Here is an 18,599-nt window from a genome sequence, read left to right as displayed (position 1 = left end):
ACGCTATCTGCAGCCGGACAATGATTAGAAAGACCAGCTTGCTTCGTAAGATCGTTCCGATAGCGAGGCGGTCAAGCTTCGCTAAAAGGATCATTTACAACTCGCTCGTCTTTCAGACGCAGCCTTGTGAGCTACACTGAAAGGCGCGCAAGCGCCGAAATGATCCGGAGATAATGAAGTATCGCGCAACAATTACTTGTTGCCCGATCCAACTCGGATCGATCTCCTCTTTACGATGTCAGAAATCACGCAACTTGCTGTCTATCCAGACTAGCAAGATGCGAAGTGATGTATCGCGGACGATTTAGGTGCACGATCAGTCGATGATCAAACCATCTGGTGGAGCCAGACGGGATCGAACCGACGACCTCATGCTTGCAAAGCACGCGCTCTCCCAGCTGAGCTATGGCCCCGTAACCAGAAGACGAATGCTCACTCGATGAGTGTGGTGGGCCTGGGAAGACTTGAACTTCCGACCTCACGCTTATCAAGCGCGCGCTCTAACCAACTGAGCTACAAGCCCCTAACGCATATCCCGTCAAGGACCAGGGATCCTGCGCATACAGGCCCAGCGCGTGTTCGTCCGCGAAGAAAGAGAAACGTAGACGGCGAAATCCCGCCAATGCAGCTCAACGATCCTGACGACCGTTGGCCACTGATGTTTCTAAAACGATCCGATAGTGAGCCGAAGCTCGCTGAAGGATCATCCTTAGAAAGGAGGTGATCCAGCCGCAGGTTCCCCTACGGCTACCTTGTTACGACTTCACCCCAGTCGCTGACCCTACCGTGGCCGGCTGCCTCCATTGCTGGTTAGCGCACCGTCTTCAGGTAAAACCAACTCCCATGGTGTGACGGGCGGTGTGTACAAGGCCCGGGAACGTATTCACCGTGGCGTGCTGATCCACGATTACTAGCGATTCCAACTTCATGGGCTCGAGTTGCAGAGCCCAATCCGAACTGAGACGGCTTTTTGAGATTTGCGAAGGGTCGCCCCTTAGCATCCCATTGTCACCGCCATTGTAGCACGTGTGTAGCCCAGCCCGTAAGGGCCATGAGGACTTGACGTCATCCCCACCTTCCTCGCGGCTTATCACCGGCAGTCTCCTTAGAGTGCTCAACTAAATGGTAGCAACTAAGGACGGGGGTTGCGCTCGTTGCGGGACTTAACCCAACATCTCACGACACGAGCTGACGACAGCCATGCAGCACCTGTGTTCCAGGCTCCGAAGAGAAGGTCACATCTCTGCGACCGGTCCTGGACATGTCAAGGGCTGGTAAGGTTCTGCGCGTTGCGTCGAATTAAACCACATGCTCCACCGCTTGTGCGGGCCCCCGTCAATTCCTTTGAGTTTTAATCTTGCGACCGTACTCCCCAGGCGGAATGCTTAAAGCGTTAGCTGCGCCACTAGTGAGTAAACCCACTAACGGCTGGCATTCATCGTTTACGGCGTGGACTACCAGGGTATCTAATCCTGTTTGCTCCCCACGCTTTCGTGCCTCAGCGTCAGTACCGGGCCAGTGAGCCGCCTTCGCCACTGGTGTTCTTGCGAATATCTACGAATTTCACCTCTACACTCGCAGTTCCACTCACCTCTCCCGGACTCAAGATCTTCAGTATCAAAGGCAGTTCTGGAGTTGAGCTCCAGGATTTCACCCCTGACTTAAAAACCCGCCTACGCACCCTTTACGCCCAGTGATTCCGAGCAACGCTAGCCCCCTTCGTATTACCGCGGCTGCTGGCACGAAGTTAGCCGGGGCTTATTCTTGCGGTACCGTCATTATCTTCCCGCACAAAAGAGCTTTACAACCCTAGGGCCTTCATCACTCACGCGGCATGGCTGGATCAGGGTTGCCCCCATTGTCCAATATTCCCCACTGCTGCCTCCCGTAGGAGTTTGGGCCGTGTCTCAGTCCCAATGTGGCTGATCATCCTCTCAGACCAGCTACTGATCGTCGCCTTGGTAGGCCATTACCCTACCAACTAGCTAATCAGACGCGGGCCAATCTTTCGGCGATAAATCTTTCCCCGTAAGGGCTTATCCGGTATTAGCACAAGTTTCCCTGTGTTGTTCCGAACCAAAAGGTATGTTCCCACGCGTTACTCACCCGTCTGCCGCTGACGTATTGCTACGCCCGCTCGACTTGCATGTGTTAAGCCTGCCGCCAGCGTTCGCTCTGAGCCAGGATCAAACTCTCAAGTTGGACTTGAACTTTGAACCGGCTGATCACAACGTTTGACGAGGTCCCACCATTTTTTCATCGACCGAAATCGATGTGCTGCCTGCGATTCACATCGCTGGCAACGATGGTGTTTCCTTTGAAACGTGTACCGCCGAAGTCTTTCGTCCGGTCTCGATCAGAAAAGCCGAAGCTTCTCAGATGCGAGACCCGCAAGGACTCCGCCGTCCACGTTTCTCTTTCTTCATCTTCACTTGTCAAACAGCCCGGGACCAGGAGGCCCCAACCTTCCAGAGTGGAAGGGTTCCGACACCCTTACCGGCGACGAATGAACTCCAACCGATTTGTGTCGGCTGTTGTGCACTCAACGAGGTGAGGAGCATCAGTGGCGCGTTCGCTCGCCTTGGTCAGTGACCCGGCGGCGCCGCGCTCAGTGGTCGGGTTATAGGCCCCCCCGCCCGGGATTGTCAACGCCCATCGTCAACAAATCGTCGCACAGTGGATTGTCGAAAATAATCCAGCGATTCCAATTGATTAGAAAACCGTGGAGACGGCGGAGCGAAGCCACGCGGTAAAAAATCTGAAAAAAAGTTTGGCCGCCAGGGGGGTCGGAAGGGGCTCGGAAGGGGCTCCGGAGGGACCCGGGATGGGACTCCCGGAAGCGGCTTGCGGCGCCCCTCGACCCCAGCCCCTCGCGCCTGGCCGTTCAGGAAACTTTTCCATATTAGGCGCCGTACTTGAGCCACAATCCCGCGGCGTTCTGCTAAGAGACAAGCTTGAATCGCGGGATGCCAGTGGGGGCTGCCGGCGATTTTCATGGGGTTCAGAGAAGGCGATCTGATGATGACGCGGCCTTCTTCGGACATTCGAAAGACATCGAGAGACCTTCAACTGCCTCGCTGTTCGTAATTTCGGCCGGGCCCTGATCCGGGGCCTCCTGAGCGCGAACACCTGTGCGGCACGGCTTTTTCCGCGATGCCCCTGCAAGAGGGCGACCGGGGAGAGGTTGAGGCGAAGGGTCTCGGGTCGTTGATTGGGGGACTTGGATTGAACCAGAGGACGTCACGCGGCGCTTACGGGCGTGAGACCGGGATCATCGATCTTGGCCACGAGCCGCCGCTGTCCGTCGATGGTTCCGAGGCCGCCGTCATCGATCGCCGCCGCGTCTCGGTGCAATGGTTCAGCGGCACAATTCTGACCGGACTCTGCGGCGCAGCTCTGATCGGCGGCGCCGTTTTCGCATCTCTCGACGGCGAAATGACCTTCGCCAAGGTGCCAGAGCGGGTCGAGGGCGCGCTGCGTGGTGCATTCGGCGCGGCCGATCGCACCGCCACGCTGCACAAGAGCGACCGCCTGCCGCCGCCGAATGACTCCACCGCCTCGCGCAACATCGTGCGCGTCTCGACGGTCGCCCGCGTCGGCAACCGCGACGTGATGCGTGTGCGCCCCTTCATCCGGATCGCCGGCAATCTGTCGATGACGACGAGCGACCTGTCGGCGAAGATTCCGCCGTTCAACGCGCAGCGTCTGCTCACTGACGTCGGCTCCGATCCGAAGACCGCCGCCGACGATCCGAACAATCCTGAAGCCGTCGAGCCCGACGCCGAGGTCTCCTTCGTCACCAGGGACCTCTCGCCGGTGCTGCCGAAGGCCAAGATTTCCGCGGTGGTGGCGCTCGACGACATCCTGATGCGGGTGCGCGACGCCGCCAATTGGCGCGGCAATGGCGGGGTGCGTTACGCCTCCCTCGCCAATGCCACCGCCGACATCTCCGGCGCGGCCGGCAAGTCTGACATCAACAGATCCGATATGAAGATGGCCTACGCCACCGAAGTGTCGCCATCCGATCCCTATGCCGGCTTCGAAACGCGCGTGGTGCCGGAAAACGTCACGCTGCTGCCGAAGACCAAAGAGCAGATCACCGGCGGCAATCCCAACGGCGAGCGCGTCCACGTCGTCAAGAAGGGCGACTCGGTCTCCTCCGTGCTGCGCGATCTCGGCGCGACGGCTGACGAGATCAAGGCGATCACTGCAACGCTCGGCCCCCGCGGCCGCGACGGCGGCATCAAGGAAGGCGAGAAGCTTCGCATCCTGATGGCGCCCGCGAGCCCCGGCGCCAGGCTGCAGCCCTACCGCGTCGTCGTCGCCAACGACACCATGGTCGAGGCGATCGCGGCGCTGTCCGATCTCGGCAAATACGTCGCGGTCGACGTTTCCAGCATGAACACCGTCGCTGAGGCCACGGCCAATGCCAACAGCGACGACGAGGAGGATGACGACGGCAGCGGCGTGCGGCTCTACCAGAGCATCTACGAGACCGCGATGCGCAACAAGGTGCCGATGCCTGTCATCGACGACATGATCAAGATCTACTCCTACGACGTCGATTTCCAGCGCAAGGTGCAGCCGGGCGACTCGTTCGACGTGTTCTATGCCGGCGAAGACGAGGGCTCGACGGCGGTCGACAAGAGCGAAGTGCTGTTCGCCTCGCTCACGGTCGGCGGCGAAACCAAGAAATATTATCGCTATCAGAGCCCCGACGACGGCGTCGTCGACTACTACGACGAGACCGGCAAGAGCGCGAAGAAGTTCCTGGTCAGGAAGCCCGTCAACAGCGCCATCATGCGCTCCGGCTTCGGCGGCCGCCGCCATCCGATCCTCGGCTATGTGAAGATGCACACCGGCGTCGACTGGGCCACCGCCTACGGCACGCCGATTTTCGCCGCCGGCAACGGCGTGATCGAGAAGGCCCAGCTCGAAGGCGGTTACGGCAAATACGTCCGCATCAAGCACAACAACGGCTACGAGACCGCCTACGGCCATCTGTCGGCTTTCGCCAAGGGCATGGAGCCCGGCAAGAAGGTGCGGCAGGGCCAGGTCATCGGCTTCGTCGGTTCGACCGGCCAGTCGACCGGCCCGCACGTGCACTACGAAATTCTCGTCAACGGCCGCTTCGTCGATCCGATGCGTGTGAAACTCCCGCGCGGCCGTTCGCTCGAAGGTCCGATGCTCGCGGGCTTCGAGAAGGAACGCGACCGGCTCGACGGCATGATGAGCGGCCGCAACGGCGCCATTGCCCGTATGTCGGACGCCACCGGCGGCCCGCTCCAGGTCACAAACCGGTAGCTAAGTCTCTTCTACATCGTCCGTTTTTCATTCGATTTCGCTGGAACCGCAGGGAACCACGCGAGGCGCGCTCCCGTTGTTTTGCCAGGCGAGGCAGGGGATCAATGGAGGATGTCATGGAGAATTGGACGAACGCAAAGCTTTGCGACGTCGCGAACCTGATCCTTGGCGCGTTCCTGTTCTTCTCGCCGTGGATCTTCGGCTTCGCTGCCGGAGCCGCCTCTCAGAACGCCTATGTCGCGGGCATCGCGATCGCCGTGCTGGCGATTGCCGCACTCGCGGCTTTCGCCGTGTGGGAGGAGTGGTTGAACCTGGTCGTCGGCCTGTGGACGCTGATCGCGCCTTGGGTGCTCGGCTTCCAGGGCAACAGGACGGCGATGACGGTCCACGTCGTGGTCGGCGTTCTGGTCGCGGCACTTGCGGCGATCGAACTCTGGATCATGTCCCAGCTCCCGCCGCGGCTGACCCCAAGCCGCTAAGAGGCCGAGCCAAGATCCCGCCCGCACCGCGCGGGCGGGGTCGTTACTTCTCGCGGGCGTTCAGCGCAGCGGCCCGGAACCGTTGGCCGGTGATCTCGATTGATGGCTCCGGTCCCAGACCGAACAATCAAGAGGAGGTTACGCCGATGAAGCACCTCTCACACGACGACGTGGCCCGGGCCATTCCGGGGGTCGATGACGTGACCATCGCCGCGATCATCGGAACCGGGGCGACTGCCGAGGAACTCGTCGAGGCCCGGGCCTGGCTCGCCAATGACGAGCCGATGATCAACGATCTCCGGCCTCTGGCGCACGGCCGCGTCCGCGACCTCGTTGACATCCTCTCCGAGCTCGAAGAGGACGCTGAGGACAATGGCGCCATCGAACCCGGCCCTGCCGGCGCCACCGGCCAGATCTGAAAAAACAACCCCATGCAAAGTACCGGTATTTCGGTAATGACGAAGCGGCGCGCGCCCCCAGAATCGCAATCGCCCCGGAGCGGCCAAGCCTCTCCGGGGCGATTTTCGTCGAAAACGGTCGTCGGATCAGTTCAGCTTGCGCTTCGATGCTGGCGCCTCGAACTGGGCGATCTCCGCGGTCTGCGCCGCCTTGCCGTTGAAGGTCAGCACGTTGCCTTCGGAGGAGATCGCAACATGATCCCCGTCTCTGACATCGCCGCCCAAAATCATCTCGGCGAGCGGATCCTGGAGATAGCGCTGGATCACCCGCTTCAGCGGTCGTGCGCCATAGGCGGGATCCCAACCCTTGGCGGCGAGCCAGTCGCGGCCGGCGGCATCGAGCGTCAGCACGATCTTGCGATCGGTCAGCAGCTTCTGTAGCCGCGCGAACTGGATCTCGACAATCCGGCCCATCTCGCTCCTCTGCAAGCGGTGGAACAGGATGATCTCGTCGACGCGGTTCAGGAACTCGGGGCGGAAATGTCCCCGCACCATCCCCATCACCTGCTCACGCACGGCAGAGGTGTCCTCGCCCTCGGGTTGATTCACCAGGAATTCCGAACCAAGGTTCGAGGTCATGATGATCAGCGTGTTGCGGAAATCGACGGTACGGCCCTGGCCATCGGTCAGCCGGCCGTCATCGAGCACCTGCAACAGGACGTTGAAAACGTCCGGATGCGCTTTCTCGATCTCGTCGAACAGCACCACCTGGTAGGGCCGGCGCCGCACCGCTTCGGTCAGCGCGCCGCCCTCGTCATAACCGACATAGCCCGGAGGCGCGCCGATCAGCCGCGAGACCGAATGCTTCTCCATGTATTCGGACATGTCGAGGCGGACCATCGCGGTCTCATCGTTGAAGAGGTACTCCGCGAGGGCTTTCGTCAGCTCGGTCTTGCCGACGCCGGTCGGGCCCAAGAACATGAACGAGCCGGTCGGTCGGTGCGGGTCCTGCAGGCCCGCACGCGAACGGCGCACGGCGGTCGCGACCGCACGCACGGCCTCGGCCTGGCCGACGACGCGCTGTCCGAGCTGCTCCTCCATCTTCAGGAGCTTCTCCTTCTCGCCCTCCAGCATCTTGTCGACGGGCACGCCGGTCCAGCGCGAGACCACCTGCGCGATGTGGTTGGCGGTAACAGCCTCCTCCATCATCTCACTGGTGCCTTCACGCGCCTCGATGTCGGCCAGCTGCTTCTCGAGCTGCGGAATCCGGCCATAGGCCAGCTCGCCCGCCTTCTGGAATTCGCCGCGCCGCTGCGCGTCGGCAAGATCGACGCGCAGGGCGTCGAGCTCCGACTTCAGCTTTTGGGCGTTGGAGAGCTTGTTCTTCTCCGCGCTCCAGCGCGCGGTCAGCGCCGCGGACTTCTCCTCGAGCTCCGCCAGCTCCTTCTGGAGCAGTTCGAGACGGGTCTTGGAGCCGAGATCGCTTTCCTTCTTGAGCGCTTCCTGCTCGATCTTGAGCCGGATGATCTCACGATCCAGCGAATCCAGCTCTTCCGGCTTGGAATCGACCTGCATCTTCAGCCGCGCTGCCGCCTCGTCCATGAGGTCGATCGCCTTGTCGGGCAGGAAGCGGTCGGTGATGTAGCGGTTGGACAGCGTCGTGGCCGCCACGAGCGCGGAATCGGTGATCCGCACGCCATGGTGCTGCTCGTACTTGTCCTTCAGGCCGCGCAGAATGGAGATCGTGTCCTCGACCGAGGGCTCGCTGACGAAGATCGGCTGGAAGCGCCGCGCCAGCGCCGCATCCTTCTCGACGTGCTTCTGATACTCGTCGAGCGTGGTCGCGCCGATGCAATGCAGCTCGCCACGCGCGAGCGCAGGCTTCAGCAGGTTGGACGCGTCCATCGCGCCGTCGCCCTTGCCGGCGCCGATCAGCGTGTGCATCTCGTCGATGAACAGGATGAAATTGCCGTCGCTCGCGGTGACCTCCTGGAGCACGGCCTTCAGCCGCTCCTCGAACTCGCCGCGGTATTTCGCACCCGCGATCAGTGCGCCCAGGTCGAGCGACAGCAGCTTCTTGTCCTTGAGGCTCTCCGGCACGTCGCCATTGACGATGCGCAGCGCCAACCCTTCCGCGATGGCGGTCTTGCCGACGCCGGGCTCACCGATCAGGACAGGGTTGTTCTTGGTCCGGCGCGACAGCACCTGGATGGTGCGGCGGATCTCCTCGTCGCGGCCGATGACCGGATCGAGCTTGCCGTCGCGCGCAGCCTGGGTCAGGTCGCGGGCATATTTCTTCAGCGCGTCGTAGGCGTTCTCGGCGGTCGCGGAATCCGCGGTGCGGCCCTTGCGCAGCGCCTCGATCGCAGCGTTGAGATTTTGCGGCGTGACGCCGCCCTTGGCGAGGATTGCGCCGGCCTCGCTGGTCTTCTCCAGCGTGAGACCGAGCAGGAGCCGCTCAACGGTGACAAAGCTGTCGCCGGCCTTCTCGCCCGCCTTTTCGGCCGCGTCGAAGGTGCGGGCAAGCTCGGGCGCCAGATAGATCTGGCCGGCACCGCCACCAGAAACTTTCGGCACCTTGTTGAGGGCGTCCTCGGTCGCCTTCAGGATTGCACGGGAATTGCCGCCGGCGCGGTCGATCAGACCGGAAGCGAGCCCCTCATTGTCGTCCAGCAGCACCTTCAGGACATGCAGGGTTGAAAACTGTTGGTGCCCCTCGCGCACCGCAAGCGACTGCGCGGACTGGACGAAGCCCCTGGAGCGTTCGGTATATTTATCGATATTCATGTCTTTTGTTTCCCTCGGCCTGCCCCTGGGGCCCTCTCAGGCACCCCAAACGGCATCTTCATTGGGTTTCCGCTTGATACGTTGACGTTCCTCAACGCATCAAGCGGTCGCTTTCAGCCGACGCTGGCGCCGGCCTGACCGAGATGTGGGAAGCATGGCCTCGGATCGAAAGAGGCGGCTTCACAATTTCGTGCGCGGATCGACCGCTTGGCGAGCGCAGAGCAAATCCTCTAAGTAGGCCTATGACAGCCAGCCAGACCGCCGAAATCACCGGCATTTACCGTTACCCGATCAAGGGCCTGACGCCGGAATCCCTGCTCCGGGTCCCCTTGCGAACCGGCCAGACCCTGCCCGCCGACCGCCGCTACGCCATCGAGAACGGGCCGAGCGGGTTCGACCCCGAGGCTCCGGAGTGGAAGCCGAAAATCCAGTTTCTGATGCTGGCCCGCAATGAGCGGCTGGCGTCGCTCGACGGCCGGTTCGACGACGCGACCAACAGCCTCACCATCCGCAAGGATGGCGAGATCGTCGCCAGCGGCGATCTCGAGACCGCGGCGGGGCGCGCCGCCATCGAGGGCTACTTCACGGAAAACTTTCAGCCGGAGCTGAAGGGCCCGCCCAAGGTGCTGTCCGGCCGCGGCCACAGCTTTTCCGACGTCGCCCGCAAGGTCGTGTCCATCATCAATCTCAACAGCGTTCGCGCGATCGAGACCATGCTCGGCGGTGTCGCCGTCAATCCCCTGCGCTTCCGCGCCAATCTCTACGTGAAGGGCTGGCCGGCCTGGTCCGAGCTTGACCTGGTCGGCCAGACGCTGGCGATCGGGCAGGCCCGGCTGAAAGTGGTCAAGCGCATCGTCCGCTGCCCGGCTACCAACGTCGATCCCGACACCGCCGTCCGCGATCTCGAGATACCACCGACGCTGTCGCGCAATCTCGGCCACATGGATTGCGGCATCTATGCCGAGGTGGTGGCAGACGGCGAGATAGGCGTGGGTGATGTGGTCGCGGTGGAAGAGCCGAGATTGGTGTGAGCTAGCACCGCTGCCGTAGGGTGGGCAAAGGCGCTCTTGCGCCGTGCCCACCATCTTGCCAAGCGGACGGAAGTGGTGGGCACGCTTCGCTTTGCCCACCTACGGCACTACGGCACCGTCACCGTCAATTCGGCATCACATACGCATAGATCCGGCCGCGCGAGATCGGCGCCTCACGGACGCGGTTGCCGTTGTTGCCGGAGATCATGATCGGATTCCCCTGCGCGTCGATGCCGGTGATGATGCCGACATGACCGCCGCCGCGCCGTCCCATGACCGCGATGGCGCCGACCTGCGGACCGGAGACACGCGTGCCGTAACGTGCGAACGAGCTCGCCATGTCGGAGCCGGTGCCCTGATGGCCGGTGTGCTGCAACACCATGTTCATGAAGCGCGCACACCACAGGCTGCCGCGGCCGGTCGGATTGCCACCGACATAGCGGCGTGCCTCGGACACGAGGCCCGATCCACCACCGAAGCCACCGTTTGCAGCCATGCCGTTGTTGGCCATGCCACCGCTATTGGCGTTCGGATCATAGCTGGCCTGCGTGTTGGTAAATCGACTCGCCTGCAACTGTGCCGCGCTGCGCTCAAAGCGTGATCCGCGTGCATGGTGGCGATAATGATGATGTCTGGCGTGATGCACGTAAGTGTGCCCATCCGCGCTATGACGATGATGCGGCCGCGCTGAGGCCGAAGAAACGAACGCGGCAACCGCCGCGAAGAAGATCGCCAGCGCGACAACAGAACGCGACAGGCGAGACGCAAACAACTCGAACATTCTTCATCCTTGGTTGACACCCCCACTTCCAATCGGCCCGTGCGGTGGCCGACATCCGTCTGGCCGTTAAGCCGCCCGATGTGGCGAGAAAAAGACGACGCGTCGGCGGATAGCTGGGATGATTTTGTGTGAGTGCTGGTCGGATGCCGCCTCATTGCGGACAACAGCATTAACTGCAATCCTGCAAGAGCGGCTCGAAGAGAGGGAAACGGTTAATGCCCCACGCCACGACCAGGGACGACGTCCGCGTCTATTTCGAAGAGGCGGGTCAGGGAACGCCGATACTTTTTCTGCACGAGTTCGCGGCCGACTACACCAATTGGGAGCCGCAGATGCGCTACTTCTCGCGCGGCCATCGCTGCATCACCTATTCCGCGCGCGGCTACACGCCATCTGACGTTCCGGCCGGTGAGGTCTACACCTACGAACATTTCTACACCGATGCGCTCGCCGTGCTCGATCATCTCAAGATCGGGCGCGCGCATCTCGTCGGTCTCTCGATGGGCGCCTACTCATCGCTGCAGATCGGATTGAACGCGCCGCAACGCGCGCTGTCGATGACGCTCGCCGGTGTCGGCTCAGGCTCGGAGGTCGAGAACCTCGACAATTGGCGCAAGCAGTGCCGTGCCAATGCCGAACAGTTCGAGACATCAGGCTCTGCCGAGGTCGCAAAAGTCACGCGCGAGGCCCCGAGCCGGATTCCCTTCCTGGTGAAGGACCCGCGCGGCCACGCCGATTTCTACGCCGCGCTGGCGCGGCACGATGCCAGGGGTTCGGCCAACACGATGCGCGGTTTTCAAGGCGGCCGTCCCTCGATCTACACCATGACGGATGCGATCAGAGGCGTTGTCAAGCCGGCACTGATCATCTGCGGCGACGAGGACGACCCTTGCGTCGGGGCGAGCCTGTTCTTGAAAAAGCACCTGCCCGCGGCAGGCCTCGCGATGTTTCCGAAGTCCGGCCACGTGCTCAACCTCGAAGAGCCCGCGCTGTTCAACGAGAGCGTGGAGCGGTTCGTGACGCTGGTGGAAGCGGGACGGTGGCCTGTGCGCGATCCGCGGTCGCTGGCGGCGCATTAGCTGCAATGGCCGCCACATACTCCGCCATTGCGAGCCAACGGGTCCGCGCGAAGCGCGGCCCGATGACAGGCTCCGCGAAGCAATCCAGAATCCCACCGCGGAAAGACTCTGGATTGCTTCGCTACGCTCGCAATGACGAGAAACTACTTCCCGCCGCCGCGGCTCAGCAAAAACACGCCCTGCTCGCCGAACAGATTCCACACCCACCATGGCAATCGCAGCCGCAGCGGGCGGCCGTAGAGGTCGAGCGCCTCGGCGCGCTCCATCTTGACGTGGATTGCGTCGCAGAGCTCGACGAAGTCCTTGATGGTGCAGAAATGGATGTTGGCGGTATCATACCAGCTCGCCGGCAGATTCTCCGTGCGCGGCATGTGGCCGCCGACCAGGAGCTGCAGTCGCATCCGCCAAAAGCCGAAATTCGGGAACGACACGATGGCGCGGCGGCCGATGCGCAGGAGGTTTTCCAGCACGACCTTGGGCTGCCGCGTCGCCTGCAGCGTCTGCGACAGGATCACGTAGTCGAACGCATCGTCGGGATAGTTCACGAGGTCGGTGTCGGCGTCGCCCTGCACCACCGCGAGGCCTTTTGCCACGCAACGGTTGACGCCCTCACGCGACAGCTCGATGCCGCGGCCGTCGATGCCGCGGGTCTCCAGCAACTGGAGCAGATCGCCGTCGCCGCAGCCGACGTCGAGCACTTTCGAGCCCGGCTTGACCATCTCGGCGACCAGCAGATGGTCGGCGCGAAATGGGCCGGACTGCTCCGCAGTGAAGCCATTGAGCGGCAGCACTTCCTGTACAGACATCGCGAGCTGTCCTTGTCAGTCATTCTTGCCGGTAAGCCCGCGCGCCTTCCCTGCCGATTGCAGGAAGGCGCGAGAGATGTCGAAGAACTCGGGCACGTCGAGCAGGAAGGCATCGTGGCCGCGATCGGTCTCGATCTCGGCGAACGACACCCGCGCGCTCGACGCGTTCAGCGCGTGCACCAGCGCGCGCGATTCCGAAGTCGGGAACAGCCAGTCGCTGGTGAAGGAGACCACGCAGAAGCGCGTCTGGATTCCGGCGAACGCCTTCGCCAGCACGCCGCCATGGTCGCCGGCGATGTCGAAATAGTCCATCGCGCGGGTGAGATAGAGATAGGAGTTGGCGTCGAAACGCTCGACAAAGGACGAGCCCTGGTAACGCAGATAGGACTCGACCTGGAAGTCGGCGTCGAACGAGAAGGTCGGCAGCTCGCGATCCTGCATCCGGCGGCCAAACTTGCGATGCAGCGCGGCGTCCGAGAGATAGGTGATGTGGGCCGCCATCCGCGCGACCGCGAGGCCGCGATGCGGATGGATGCCCTGATCGGCATAGGCACCATTGTGCCAGTCGGGATCGGCCATCACGGCCTGACGACCGAGCTCGTGGAAAGCGATGTTCTGCGCCGAGTGCCGTGTCGAACAGGCAATCGCCAGCGCCGAGTAGACGCGCTTGGGATAGGCCGCAGTCCATTGCAGCACCTGCATGCCACCCATCGAACCGCCGACGACGGCGAACAGCGTGTCGATGCCAAGCCGGTCGATCAGCATCGCCTGCGCGCGCACCATGTCGGGGATGGTGATGACGGGGAAATCCAGACCCCACACCTTGCCGGTCGCGGGATTGATCGAGGCGGGCCCGGTCGAGCCCATGCAGCCGCCGATCACGTTGGAGCAGATGATGAAGTAGCGGCTGGGATCGAGCGGCCGACCTGGACCGACCAGCGTCTCCCACCAGCCGGACTTGCCGGTGACCGGGTGCACATTGGCGACGTGCTGATCGCCGGTCAGCGCATGGCAGATCAGCACGGCGTTGGAGCGATCGGCGTTGAGCTCGCCATAGGTCTTGTAGGCGATCTGGAACGGGGTGAGATCGATGCCGCAATCGAGCCGCAGCGGCTGGTCGGCGCCGAACTTCGCGACCTCAGAACTCGGATGATCGACCTCATGCGACCGATCGTCGGCACTGATCGCGGGACTGGGGACAGACTTGACGCCAACCATCTCTGACCATCGACCTCGTTTGCGATCGGACTTCAGATCGCCAATGAAATCAGGCCATGAAAAACCCGGCCTGAACGATAGGTTCGGCCGGGATCGAAAGCGTCCCCGGCCTGTTTAGCGAATTTTTTAACGTGGCTGCAAGCCGGCCGGCTCAAATGACCACGGAACAGGCAAAACCTAGTGGCTTGGGCGCTTTTCGTCAAGTCGCGGTCCGGATTAGCCAAAATAGTCTCTCGCCCCGCGCCCCAGCGGGCCCAATTTCCCTTTGCATTTCTCTTTGCTTTCGCCGCCCCGACTGCCTAATCAGGACACTGACCGCAGCGGATCCGGCCTTACCAGTCTCCTTGCCCGATTCGCATTGGAATGCCTCTCAACAGCCTTGTCAGATATGTCCCAACGTCCGCCCGCACCACCATCGCTCCAGGAATTGCGCAAGGAGATCGACGCGATCGACGAGGGCATGCATCGCCTGTTGATGCAGCGCGGCGACATCATCGACCGCCTGATCCAGGTGAAGCAGACCCAGGAGGTCGGCTCGGCGTTCCGCCCGGCGCGCGAAGCCTCCATGATGCGTGACATCGTGCAACGCCATCGCGGCATCCTGCCGCTCGACACCGTCGAGAGCATCTGGCGCGTCATCATCTCCACGTTCACCTATGTCCAGGCGCCGTTCTCGGTCCATGCCGACATCTCGGTGAGCGAGCCGGCGATGCGCGATTCCGTGCGCTTCCATTTCGGCTTCACGGTTCCTTACGTCGCGCATTTCAGCGCGCAAGCCGCGGTCGAAGCGGTGGCGAAATCCAAGGGCGATCTGGCGCTGGTCTCGGCGACCTCGAGCCGCACGCCATGGTGGCTGGAGCTGGAAGCGGACGGCGCGCCGAAGATCATCGCGCGGCTGCCGTTCGTCGAGCGTGCCGACCATCCGGCCGCACTGCCGGTGTTCGCGATCTCGCGTGTCGCCGACAGCGCCGTGGTGACGGAGGTCGAGACCTTCAGCGTGCGCGTATCCGGGTGGAACGCCGAGGTCGCACGCGCCCTGTCGCCGCTCGCCGAGATCGTGGCGGTGCCCGATACCGCCTTCGACGGCGCGGCGCTGCTGGTCTCGGTCACGAGCGCCACCAGCATCGACAAGATCAGGGCTGCCCTGATCGACGCGGGGGCCTCGGTGCGCTCCACGGCCCTCGTCGGCAGCCACGCAACGCGCTATACGGTGCCCCCGACCGGGTCGAAATCGTAAATCGCGAACTGACCTAGCCACTCCGGAGTTGAAGATGTCCCGCCCCGTGCCGAATCCCGGCATTCTCGATATTGCGCCCTACACGCCCGGCAAGAGCCCGGTCGCGGAGCCGGGCCGCAAGGTGTTCAAGCTCTCGGCCAACGAGACGCCGTTCGGACCCTCGCCCAAGGCGATCGAGGCCTTCAAGAACGTGGCGGACCATTTGGAAGACTATCCGGAGGGAACCTCGCGCGTGCTGCGCGAAGCGATCGGCCGTTCGTTCGGGCTCGATCCCAACCGCATCATCTGCGGCGCCGGCTCGGACGAAATCCTCAATCTGCTCGCCCACACTTATCTCAGTCACGGCGACGAGGCGATCTCGACCACGCACGGCTTCCTGGTCTACCCGATCGCAACCATGGCGGTCGGCGCCAGGAACGTGGTCGCGGCGGAGAAGAACCTGACCTGCGACGTCGATGCCATCCTCAAGGCGGTGACGCCGAAGACGAAGCTGGTCTGGCTCGCCAATCCCAACAACCCGACCGGCACCTATGTCCCGTTCGACGAGGTCAAGCGCCTGCGCGCCGGCCTGCCCTCGCACGTGCTGCTGGTGCTGGACGCCGCCTATTGCGACTACGTCTCGCGCAACGATTACGAAATGGGGATCGAGCTCGTCGCCACCACCGAGAATACGGTGGTGACGCACACCTTCTCCAAGATCCACGGTCTTGCCGCGCTGCGCATCGGCTGGATGTTCGGCCCCGAGCACATCATCGACGCCGTCAACCGCATCCGCGGTCCGTTCAACGTATCGACGCCGGCGATGTACGCCGCGGTCGCCGCGATCGAGGACACCGCGCACCAGGCGATGTCGAAGCAGTTCACCGAGACCTGGCGCAACTGGCTGACCGAGGAGATCACCAAGCTCGGGCTGAAGGTGACGCCAAGCGTCGCCAATTTCGTGCTGATCCATTTCCCGCAAGAAGGCAAGACCTCGGACGCGGCCGACGCCTACCTCACCAAGCGCGGCCTCGTGCTGCGCGCGCTGAAGAATTACGGCCTGCATCATGCGCTGCGCATGACCATCGGCACCGAGGAGGCCAACCGCCTCGTCGTCGAGGCCTTGCGCGACTTCATGGCCGGCAAATGAGCGTGGACCCGCACTTCCAGCGCGTCGCACTGATCGGCTTCGGTCTGATCGGCGGCTCGATCGCGCGCGCTGCGAAGCTCCAGGGCTTGGCTTCCGAGATCGTCACCACCGCGCGCTCGGAGAAGACGCGCGCGCGGGTGCTCGAGCTCGGCATCGTCGACCAGGTCGTGGCGACCAATGCGGAAGCGGTGAAGGATGCCGATCTCGTCATCCTCTGCATTCCCGTCGGCGCCTGCGGGCCGGTGGCTCAGGAGATTGCTGGCTTTCTCAAGCCGGGTGCTGTCATTTCCGACGTCGGCTCGGTCAAGGGCGCGGTGGTCAAGGACATGGCGCCGCATCTGCCGAAGACCGTCCATTTCGTGCCGGCGCACCCGGTGGCGGGCACCGAGCATTCGGGTCCGGATTCCGGCTTCGCCGAGCTCTTCATCAACCGCTGGTGCATTCTGACGCCGCCGGAAGGCACCGACGCCGCGGCCACCGCGCACTTACGCGCGTTCTGGGCGGCGATGGGCGCCAAGGTCGAGGTGATGACGCCGGATCATCATGATCTCGTGCTCGCGATCACCAGCCATCTGCCGCATCTGATCGCCTACACCATCGTCGGCACCGCCGACGAGCTGCAGCAGGTGACGGAATCGGAGGTCATCAAATTCTCCGCCGGCGGTTTCCGCGACTTCACCCGCATCGCCGCCTCCGATCCGACGATGTGGCGCGACGTCTTCCTCGCCAACAAGGATGCGGTGCTGGAGATGCTCGGCACCTTCACCGAGGATCTCGCAAAACTCACCCGCGCGATCCGTCGCGGTGACGGCGAAGGGCTGTTCGATCACTTCACCCGCACCCGCGCCATCCGCCGCGGCATCGTCGAGATCGGCCAGGATTCGGCGGCAGCTGACTTCGGCCGCCAGCATGGGCAGCTAAAGCAGCCATAGCTCCACGTGTCATTCCGGGGCGCCCAAGGGGCGAGCTATGATGCGCAATTGCGCATCAGAGAATCCATTGGGCCAAAGCGCACGCGGTGAAATGGATTCCGGGTTCGATGCTACGCATCGCCCCGGAATGACGAGGCTCACGAGGTACGTCTTCAATATAGCGGCGGAATCTGGCCGACCTTGACCGGGCCAAGCAGCACGTCGCCGTCGACGAATTTCAGCGGGAAGCTGCGGGCCTTCTTGCCCTCGAGCGTGCTCTCGGTGCCGATCGAGTTGATGCCGGCGGCAACGCCGGCGTTGGCGTTCTGCTTGATGACCTTGCCGAGGCCGGGAACGGCACGGTCAAGCGCGCCAAAGAGATTGTTGAGGTCCTTTGACTTCACGCCAGGCGCGACGCGATCGAGCGTTGCCTGCGGCACGCCCTCTTCCAGCATCTTCTCGATGCCGAGCGCCGGGATGACGCGTTCGAGGCCGGTCACGGTCATCTGCAATTCGCCATCCAGTCGGCCATTGGCCGAGAGGCCCAGCGTGCCGGCCGCGACCGCGATCATCTCGCCCTGCTGGATCCGCGACTGCACGATCTCGATATGACCGCCGGCGGCCTGGATCTCGCGGAAGCGCTGCGGCCAGGGTTTTGGGGTGAGATCGGAGAGCCCGGTGATCTTCGCGCGCGTGTCGGCTTCGAACGGCTCTGCGAGCAGCGGGTGCACGCCCTGGATGCTGCCCTGTGCGACCTGGAACACGGTCTCGATGATCGGATGATCGGATCGCGATCCATCAGCGAGACGCCCGTGCAGCTCAATCTGCTTGGCGCGCGCGAGCGGCACCTGCACCGAACCATCGAGCCTGTTGATGCTGGGATCGTCGAACACGATGGACGCGCGCTCCGGGATAGCCGGCAAACCGATCACGCTGCTGCGGCCCTTGCTCCAGTTCACCACGAAGGTGTTTTGCGTGACGCCATCGGTCAGCGTTGCCGGCGCAGAAAACTCGGCGATGACGTGCTTGGGATCGTAGACCTGAGCCAAAACCAGAATGTTGTCGAGCTTGGCCGTGAACGGAGTCTTGCTCGCATTCTGCGACACCAGGGCGACGCTGGCGCCGGAGCACTGGACCTCGAAGCGGAACGGGAAGCCGGCAATCGAGCGCTTGGCGCAGTCATAGATGCGGCCGGATTTGGCCTCCTGCGCGCGCCAGGCATCGGCCGCGACCTCGGCCTGCGAGGCCGCATAGAACCAGAAGCCGCTCCAGGCGGCCGCAAGGATCAGGAGGAGGACGGGAGCAATGAAGAGCCCCCAACGGGAGCGCCGGCCTGCGGCAACGGTCATATCGGACATGCGGCGACCCTTTGACCCCAGATTTTGTCAAATGTAAGCGAGGCTGGCCCCGGACGAAAGGCGGAGAATTCGCTTCGCTTG

The 18,599-nt window shown here is 63.0% G+C and carries 13 protein-coding genes, 2 tRNA genes, 1 rRNA gene and 1 riboswitch; of the genes, 8 read left to right on the top strand and 8 right to left on the bottom strand.

What is annotated here, in order from left to right:
• Positions 1–337 precede the first annotated feature (337 nt).
• The 3 genes from ACP2YP_RS05300 to ACP2YP_RS05290 form a co-directional block, all read right to left on the bottom strand.
• Positions 338–413: transfer RNA gene (locus tag ACP2YP_RS05300), tRNA-Ala, on the bottom strand.
• 33 nt (positions 414–446) lie between these two features.
• Positions 447–523: transfer RNA gene (locus tag ACP2YP_RS05295), tRNA-Ile, on the bottom strand.
• Between the two features lie 190 nt (positions 524–713).
• Positions 714–2,202, bottom strand: a 16S ribosomal RNA gene (locus tag ACP2YP_RS05290).
• Positions 2,203–3,225: 1,023 nt separating this feature from the next.
• Between ACP2YP_RS05290 and ACP2YP_RS05285 the strand changes: the two genes are divergently transcribed.
• The 3 genes from ACP2YP_RS05285 to ACP2YP_RS05275 all read left to right on the top strand — a co-directional run bounded on the left by ACP2YP_RS05285 (position 3,226) and on the right by ACP2YP_RS05275 (position 6,202).
• Positions 3,226–5,304: a peptidoglycan DD-metalloendopeptidase family protein gene (locus ACP2YP_RS05285; RefSeq protein WP_426422766.1), complete on the top strand. Its 2,079-nt coding sequence runs from the start codon at positions 3,226–3,228 to the stop codon at positions 5,302–5,304.
• A 116-nt stretch (positions 5,305–5,420) separates the two neighbouring features.
• Positions 5,421–5,783 carry an SPW repeat protein gene (locus ACP2YP_RS05280; RefSeq protein ID WP_426422765.1) on the top strand — a complete coding sequence of 121 codons (363 nt, stop codon included), beginning with the start codon at positions 5,421–5,423 and terminating at the stop codon, positions 5,781–5,783.
• Positions 5,784–5,929: 146 nt separating this feature from the next.
• Complete coding sequence (locus ACP2YP_RS05275; RefSeq protein ID WP_426422763.1) at positions 5,930–6,202, top strand: hypothetical protein; 273 nt, start codon at positions 5,930–5,932, stop codon at positions 6,200–6,202.
• Positions 6,203–6,328: 126 nt separating this feature from the next.
• Here the strand turns inward: ACP2YP_RS05275 and clpB are convergent, their stop codons facing one another.
• Positions 6,329–8,968: an ATP-dependent chaperone ClpB gene (gene clpB, locus ACP2YP_RS05270; RefSeq protein WP_426422761.1), complete on the bottom strand. Its 2,640-nt coding sequence runs from the start codon at positions 8,966–8,968 to the stop codon at positions 6,329–6,331.
• Positions 8,969–9,210: 242 nt separating this feature from the next.
• Between clpB and ACP2YP_RS05265 the strand changes: the two genes are divergently transcribed.
• On the top strand, positions 9,211–9,999 hold the full coding sequence (locus ACP2YP_RS05265; RefSeq protein WP_426422759.1) for an MOSC domain-containing protein: 789 nt from the start codon (positions 9,211–9,213) through the stop codon (positions 9,997–9,999).
• A 124-nt stretch (positions 10,000–10,123) separates the two neighbouring features.
• Here the strand turns inward: ACP2YP_RS05265 and ACP2YP_RS05260 are convergent, their stop codons facing one another.
• Positions 10,124–10,780: a TIGR02594 family protein gene (locus ACP2YP_RS05260; RefSeq protein WP_426422758.1), complete on the bottom strand. Its 657-nt coding sequence runs from the start codon at positions 10,778–10,780 to the stop codon at positions 10,124–10,126.
• Between the two features lie 215 nt (positions 10,781–10,995).
• Between ACP2YP_RS05260 and ACP2YP_RS05255 the strand changes: the two genes are divergently transcribed.
• Positions 10,996–11,859 (top strand): alpha/beta fold hydrolase, encoded by an 864-nt coding sequence (locus ACP2YP_RS05255; RefSeq protein ID WP_426422756.1) that lies wholly within the window; start codon positions 10,996–10,998, stop codon positions 11,857–11,859.
• 143 nt (positions 11,860–12,002) lie between these two features.
• Here the strand turns inward: ACP2YP_RS05255 and metW are convergent, their stop codons facing one another.
• Positions 12,003–12,665: a methionine biosynthesis protein MetW gene (gene metW / locus ACP2YP_RS05250; protein WP_426422755.1), complete on the bottom strand. Its 663-nt coding sequence runs from the start codon at positions 12,663–12,665 to the stop codon at positions 12,003–12,005.
• Positions 12,666–12,680: 15 nt separating this feature from the next.
• Positions 12,681–13,883 carry a homoserine O-acetyltransferase MetX gene (gene metX, locus ACP2YP_RS05245; protein WP_426422754.1) on the bottom strand — a complete coding sequence of 401 codons (1,203 nt, stop codon included), beginning with the start codon at positions 13,881–13,883 and terminating at the stop codon, positions 12,681–12,683.
• Positions 13,884–13,976: 93 nt separating this feature from the next.
• Positions 13,977–14,056: riboswitch (SAM riboswitch) on the bottom strand.
• A 215-nt stretch (positions 14,057–14,271) separates the two neighbouring features.
• On the opposite strand from metX, the gene ACP2YP_RS05240 reads away from it, so the two are divergent.
• From ACP2YP_RS05240 to ACP2YP_RS05230, 3 genes are read left to right on the top strand one after another with little or no spacing between them, the layout of a single operon-like run.
• Positions 14,272–15,120 carry a chorismate mutase gene (locus ACP2YP_RS05240; RefSeq protein WP_426422752.1) on the top strand — a complete coding sequence of 283 codons (849 nt, stop codon included), beginning with the start codon at positions 14,272–14,274 and terminating at the stop codon, positions 15,118–15,120.
• 34 nt (positions 15,121–15,154) lie between these two features.
• Entirely contained in the window at positions 15,155–16,249 is a 1,095-nt protein-coding gene (hisC, locus tag ACP2YP_RS05235; RefSeq protein ID WP_426422750.1) for a histidinol-phosphate transaminase, read from the top strand.
• Positions 16,246–17,181 carry a prephenate/arogenate dehydrogenase family protein gene (locus ACP2YP_RS05230; protein ID WP_426422748.1) on the top strand — a complete coding sequence of 312 codons (936 nt, stop codon included), beginning with the start codon at positions 16,246–16,248 and terminating at the stop codon, positions 17,179–17,181. Before hisC ends, ACP2YP_RS05230 begins: the two co-directional genes overlap by 4 nt.
• A gap of 152 nt (positions 17,182–17,333) precedes the next feature.
• Here ACP2YP_RS05230 and ACP2YP_RS05225 read toward each other — a convergent pair whose 3' ends face one another.
• Entirely contained in the window at positions 17,334–18,518 is a 1,185-nt protein-coding gene (locus ACP2YP_RS05225; RefSeq protein ID WP_426422747.1) for a DUF2125 domain-containing protein, read from the bottom strand.
• Positions 18,519–18,599: the final 81 nt, after the last annotated feature.

This window comes from Bradyrhizobium genosp. A (assembly GCF_049949275.1).
Classification (GTDB): Bacteria; Pseudomonadota; Alphaproteobacteria; order Rhizobiales; family Xanthobacteraceae; genus Bradyrhizobium.
The sequence above is the reverse complement of the archived record's forward strand: the minus strand, read 5'-3'. Positions and strand labels throughout refer to the sequence as shown.

What these genes read in the sequence shown, in the direction of transcription:
- ACP2YP_RS05240 (WP_426422752.1), top strand. Translation starts at nt 14,272, where the DNA reads ATGTCCCAACGTCCGCCCGCACCACCATCGCTCCAGGAATTGCGCAAG.
- ACP2YP_RS05265 (WP_426422759.1), top strand. Translation starts at nt 9,211, where the DNA reads ATGACAGCCAGCCAGACCGCCGAAATCACCGGCATTTACCGTTACCCG.
- ACP2YP_RS05280 (WP_426422765.1), top strand. Translation starts at nt 5,421, where the DNA reads ATGGAGAATTGGACGAACGCAAAGCTTTGCGACGTCGCGAACCTGATC.
- ACP2YP_RS05260 (WP_426422758.1), bottom strand. Translation starts at nt 10,780, where the DNA reads ATGTTCGAGTTGTTTGCGTCTCGCCTGTCGCGTTCTGTTGTCGCGCTG.
- ACP2YP_RS05225 (WP_426422747.1), bottom strand. Translation starts at nt 18,518, where the DNA reads ATGTCCGATATGACCGTTGCCGCAGGCCGGCGCTCCCGTTGGGGGCTC.
- clpB (WP_426422761.1), bottom strand. Translation starts at nt 8,968, where the DNA reads ATGAATATCGATAAATATACCGAACGCTCCAGGGGCTTCGTCCAGTCC.
- ACP2YP_RS05275 (WP_426422763.1), top strand. Translation starts at nt 5,930, where the DNA reads ATGAAGCACCTCTCACACGACGACGTGGCCCGGGCCATTCCGGGGGTC.
- metX (WP_426422754.1), bottom strand. Translation starts at nt 13,883, where the DNA reads ATGGTTGGCGTCAAGTCTGTCCCCAGTCCCGCGATCAGTGCCGACGAT.
- ACP2YP_RS05255 (WP_426422756.1), top strand. Translation starts at nt 10,996, where the DNA reads ATGCCCCACGCCACGACCAGGGACGACGTCCGCGTCTATTTCGAAGAG.
- ACP2YP_RS05230 (WP_426422748.1), top strand. Translation starts at nt 16,246, where the DNA reads ATGAGCGTGGACCCGCACTTCCAGCGCGTCGCACTGATCGGCTTCGGT.
- metW (WP_426422755.1), bottom strand. Translation starts at nt 12,665, where the DNA reads ATGTCTGTACAGGAAGTGCTGCCGCTCAATGGCTTCACTGCGGAGCAG.
- hisC (WP_426422750.1), top strand. Translation starts at nt 15,155, where the DNA reads ATGTCCCGCCCCGTGCCGAATCCCGGCATTCTCGATATTGCGCCCTAC.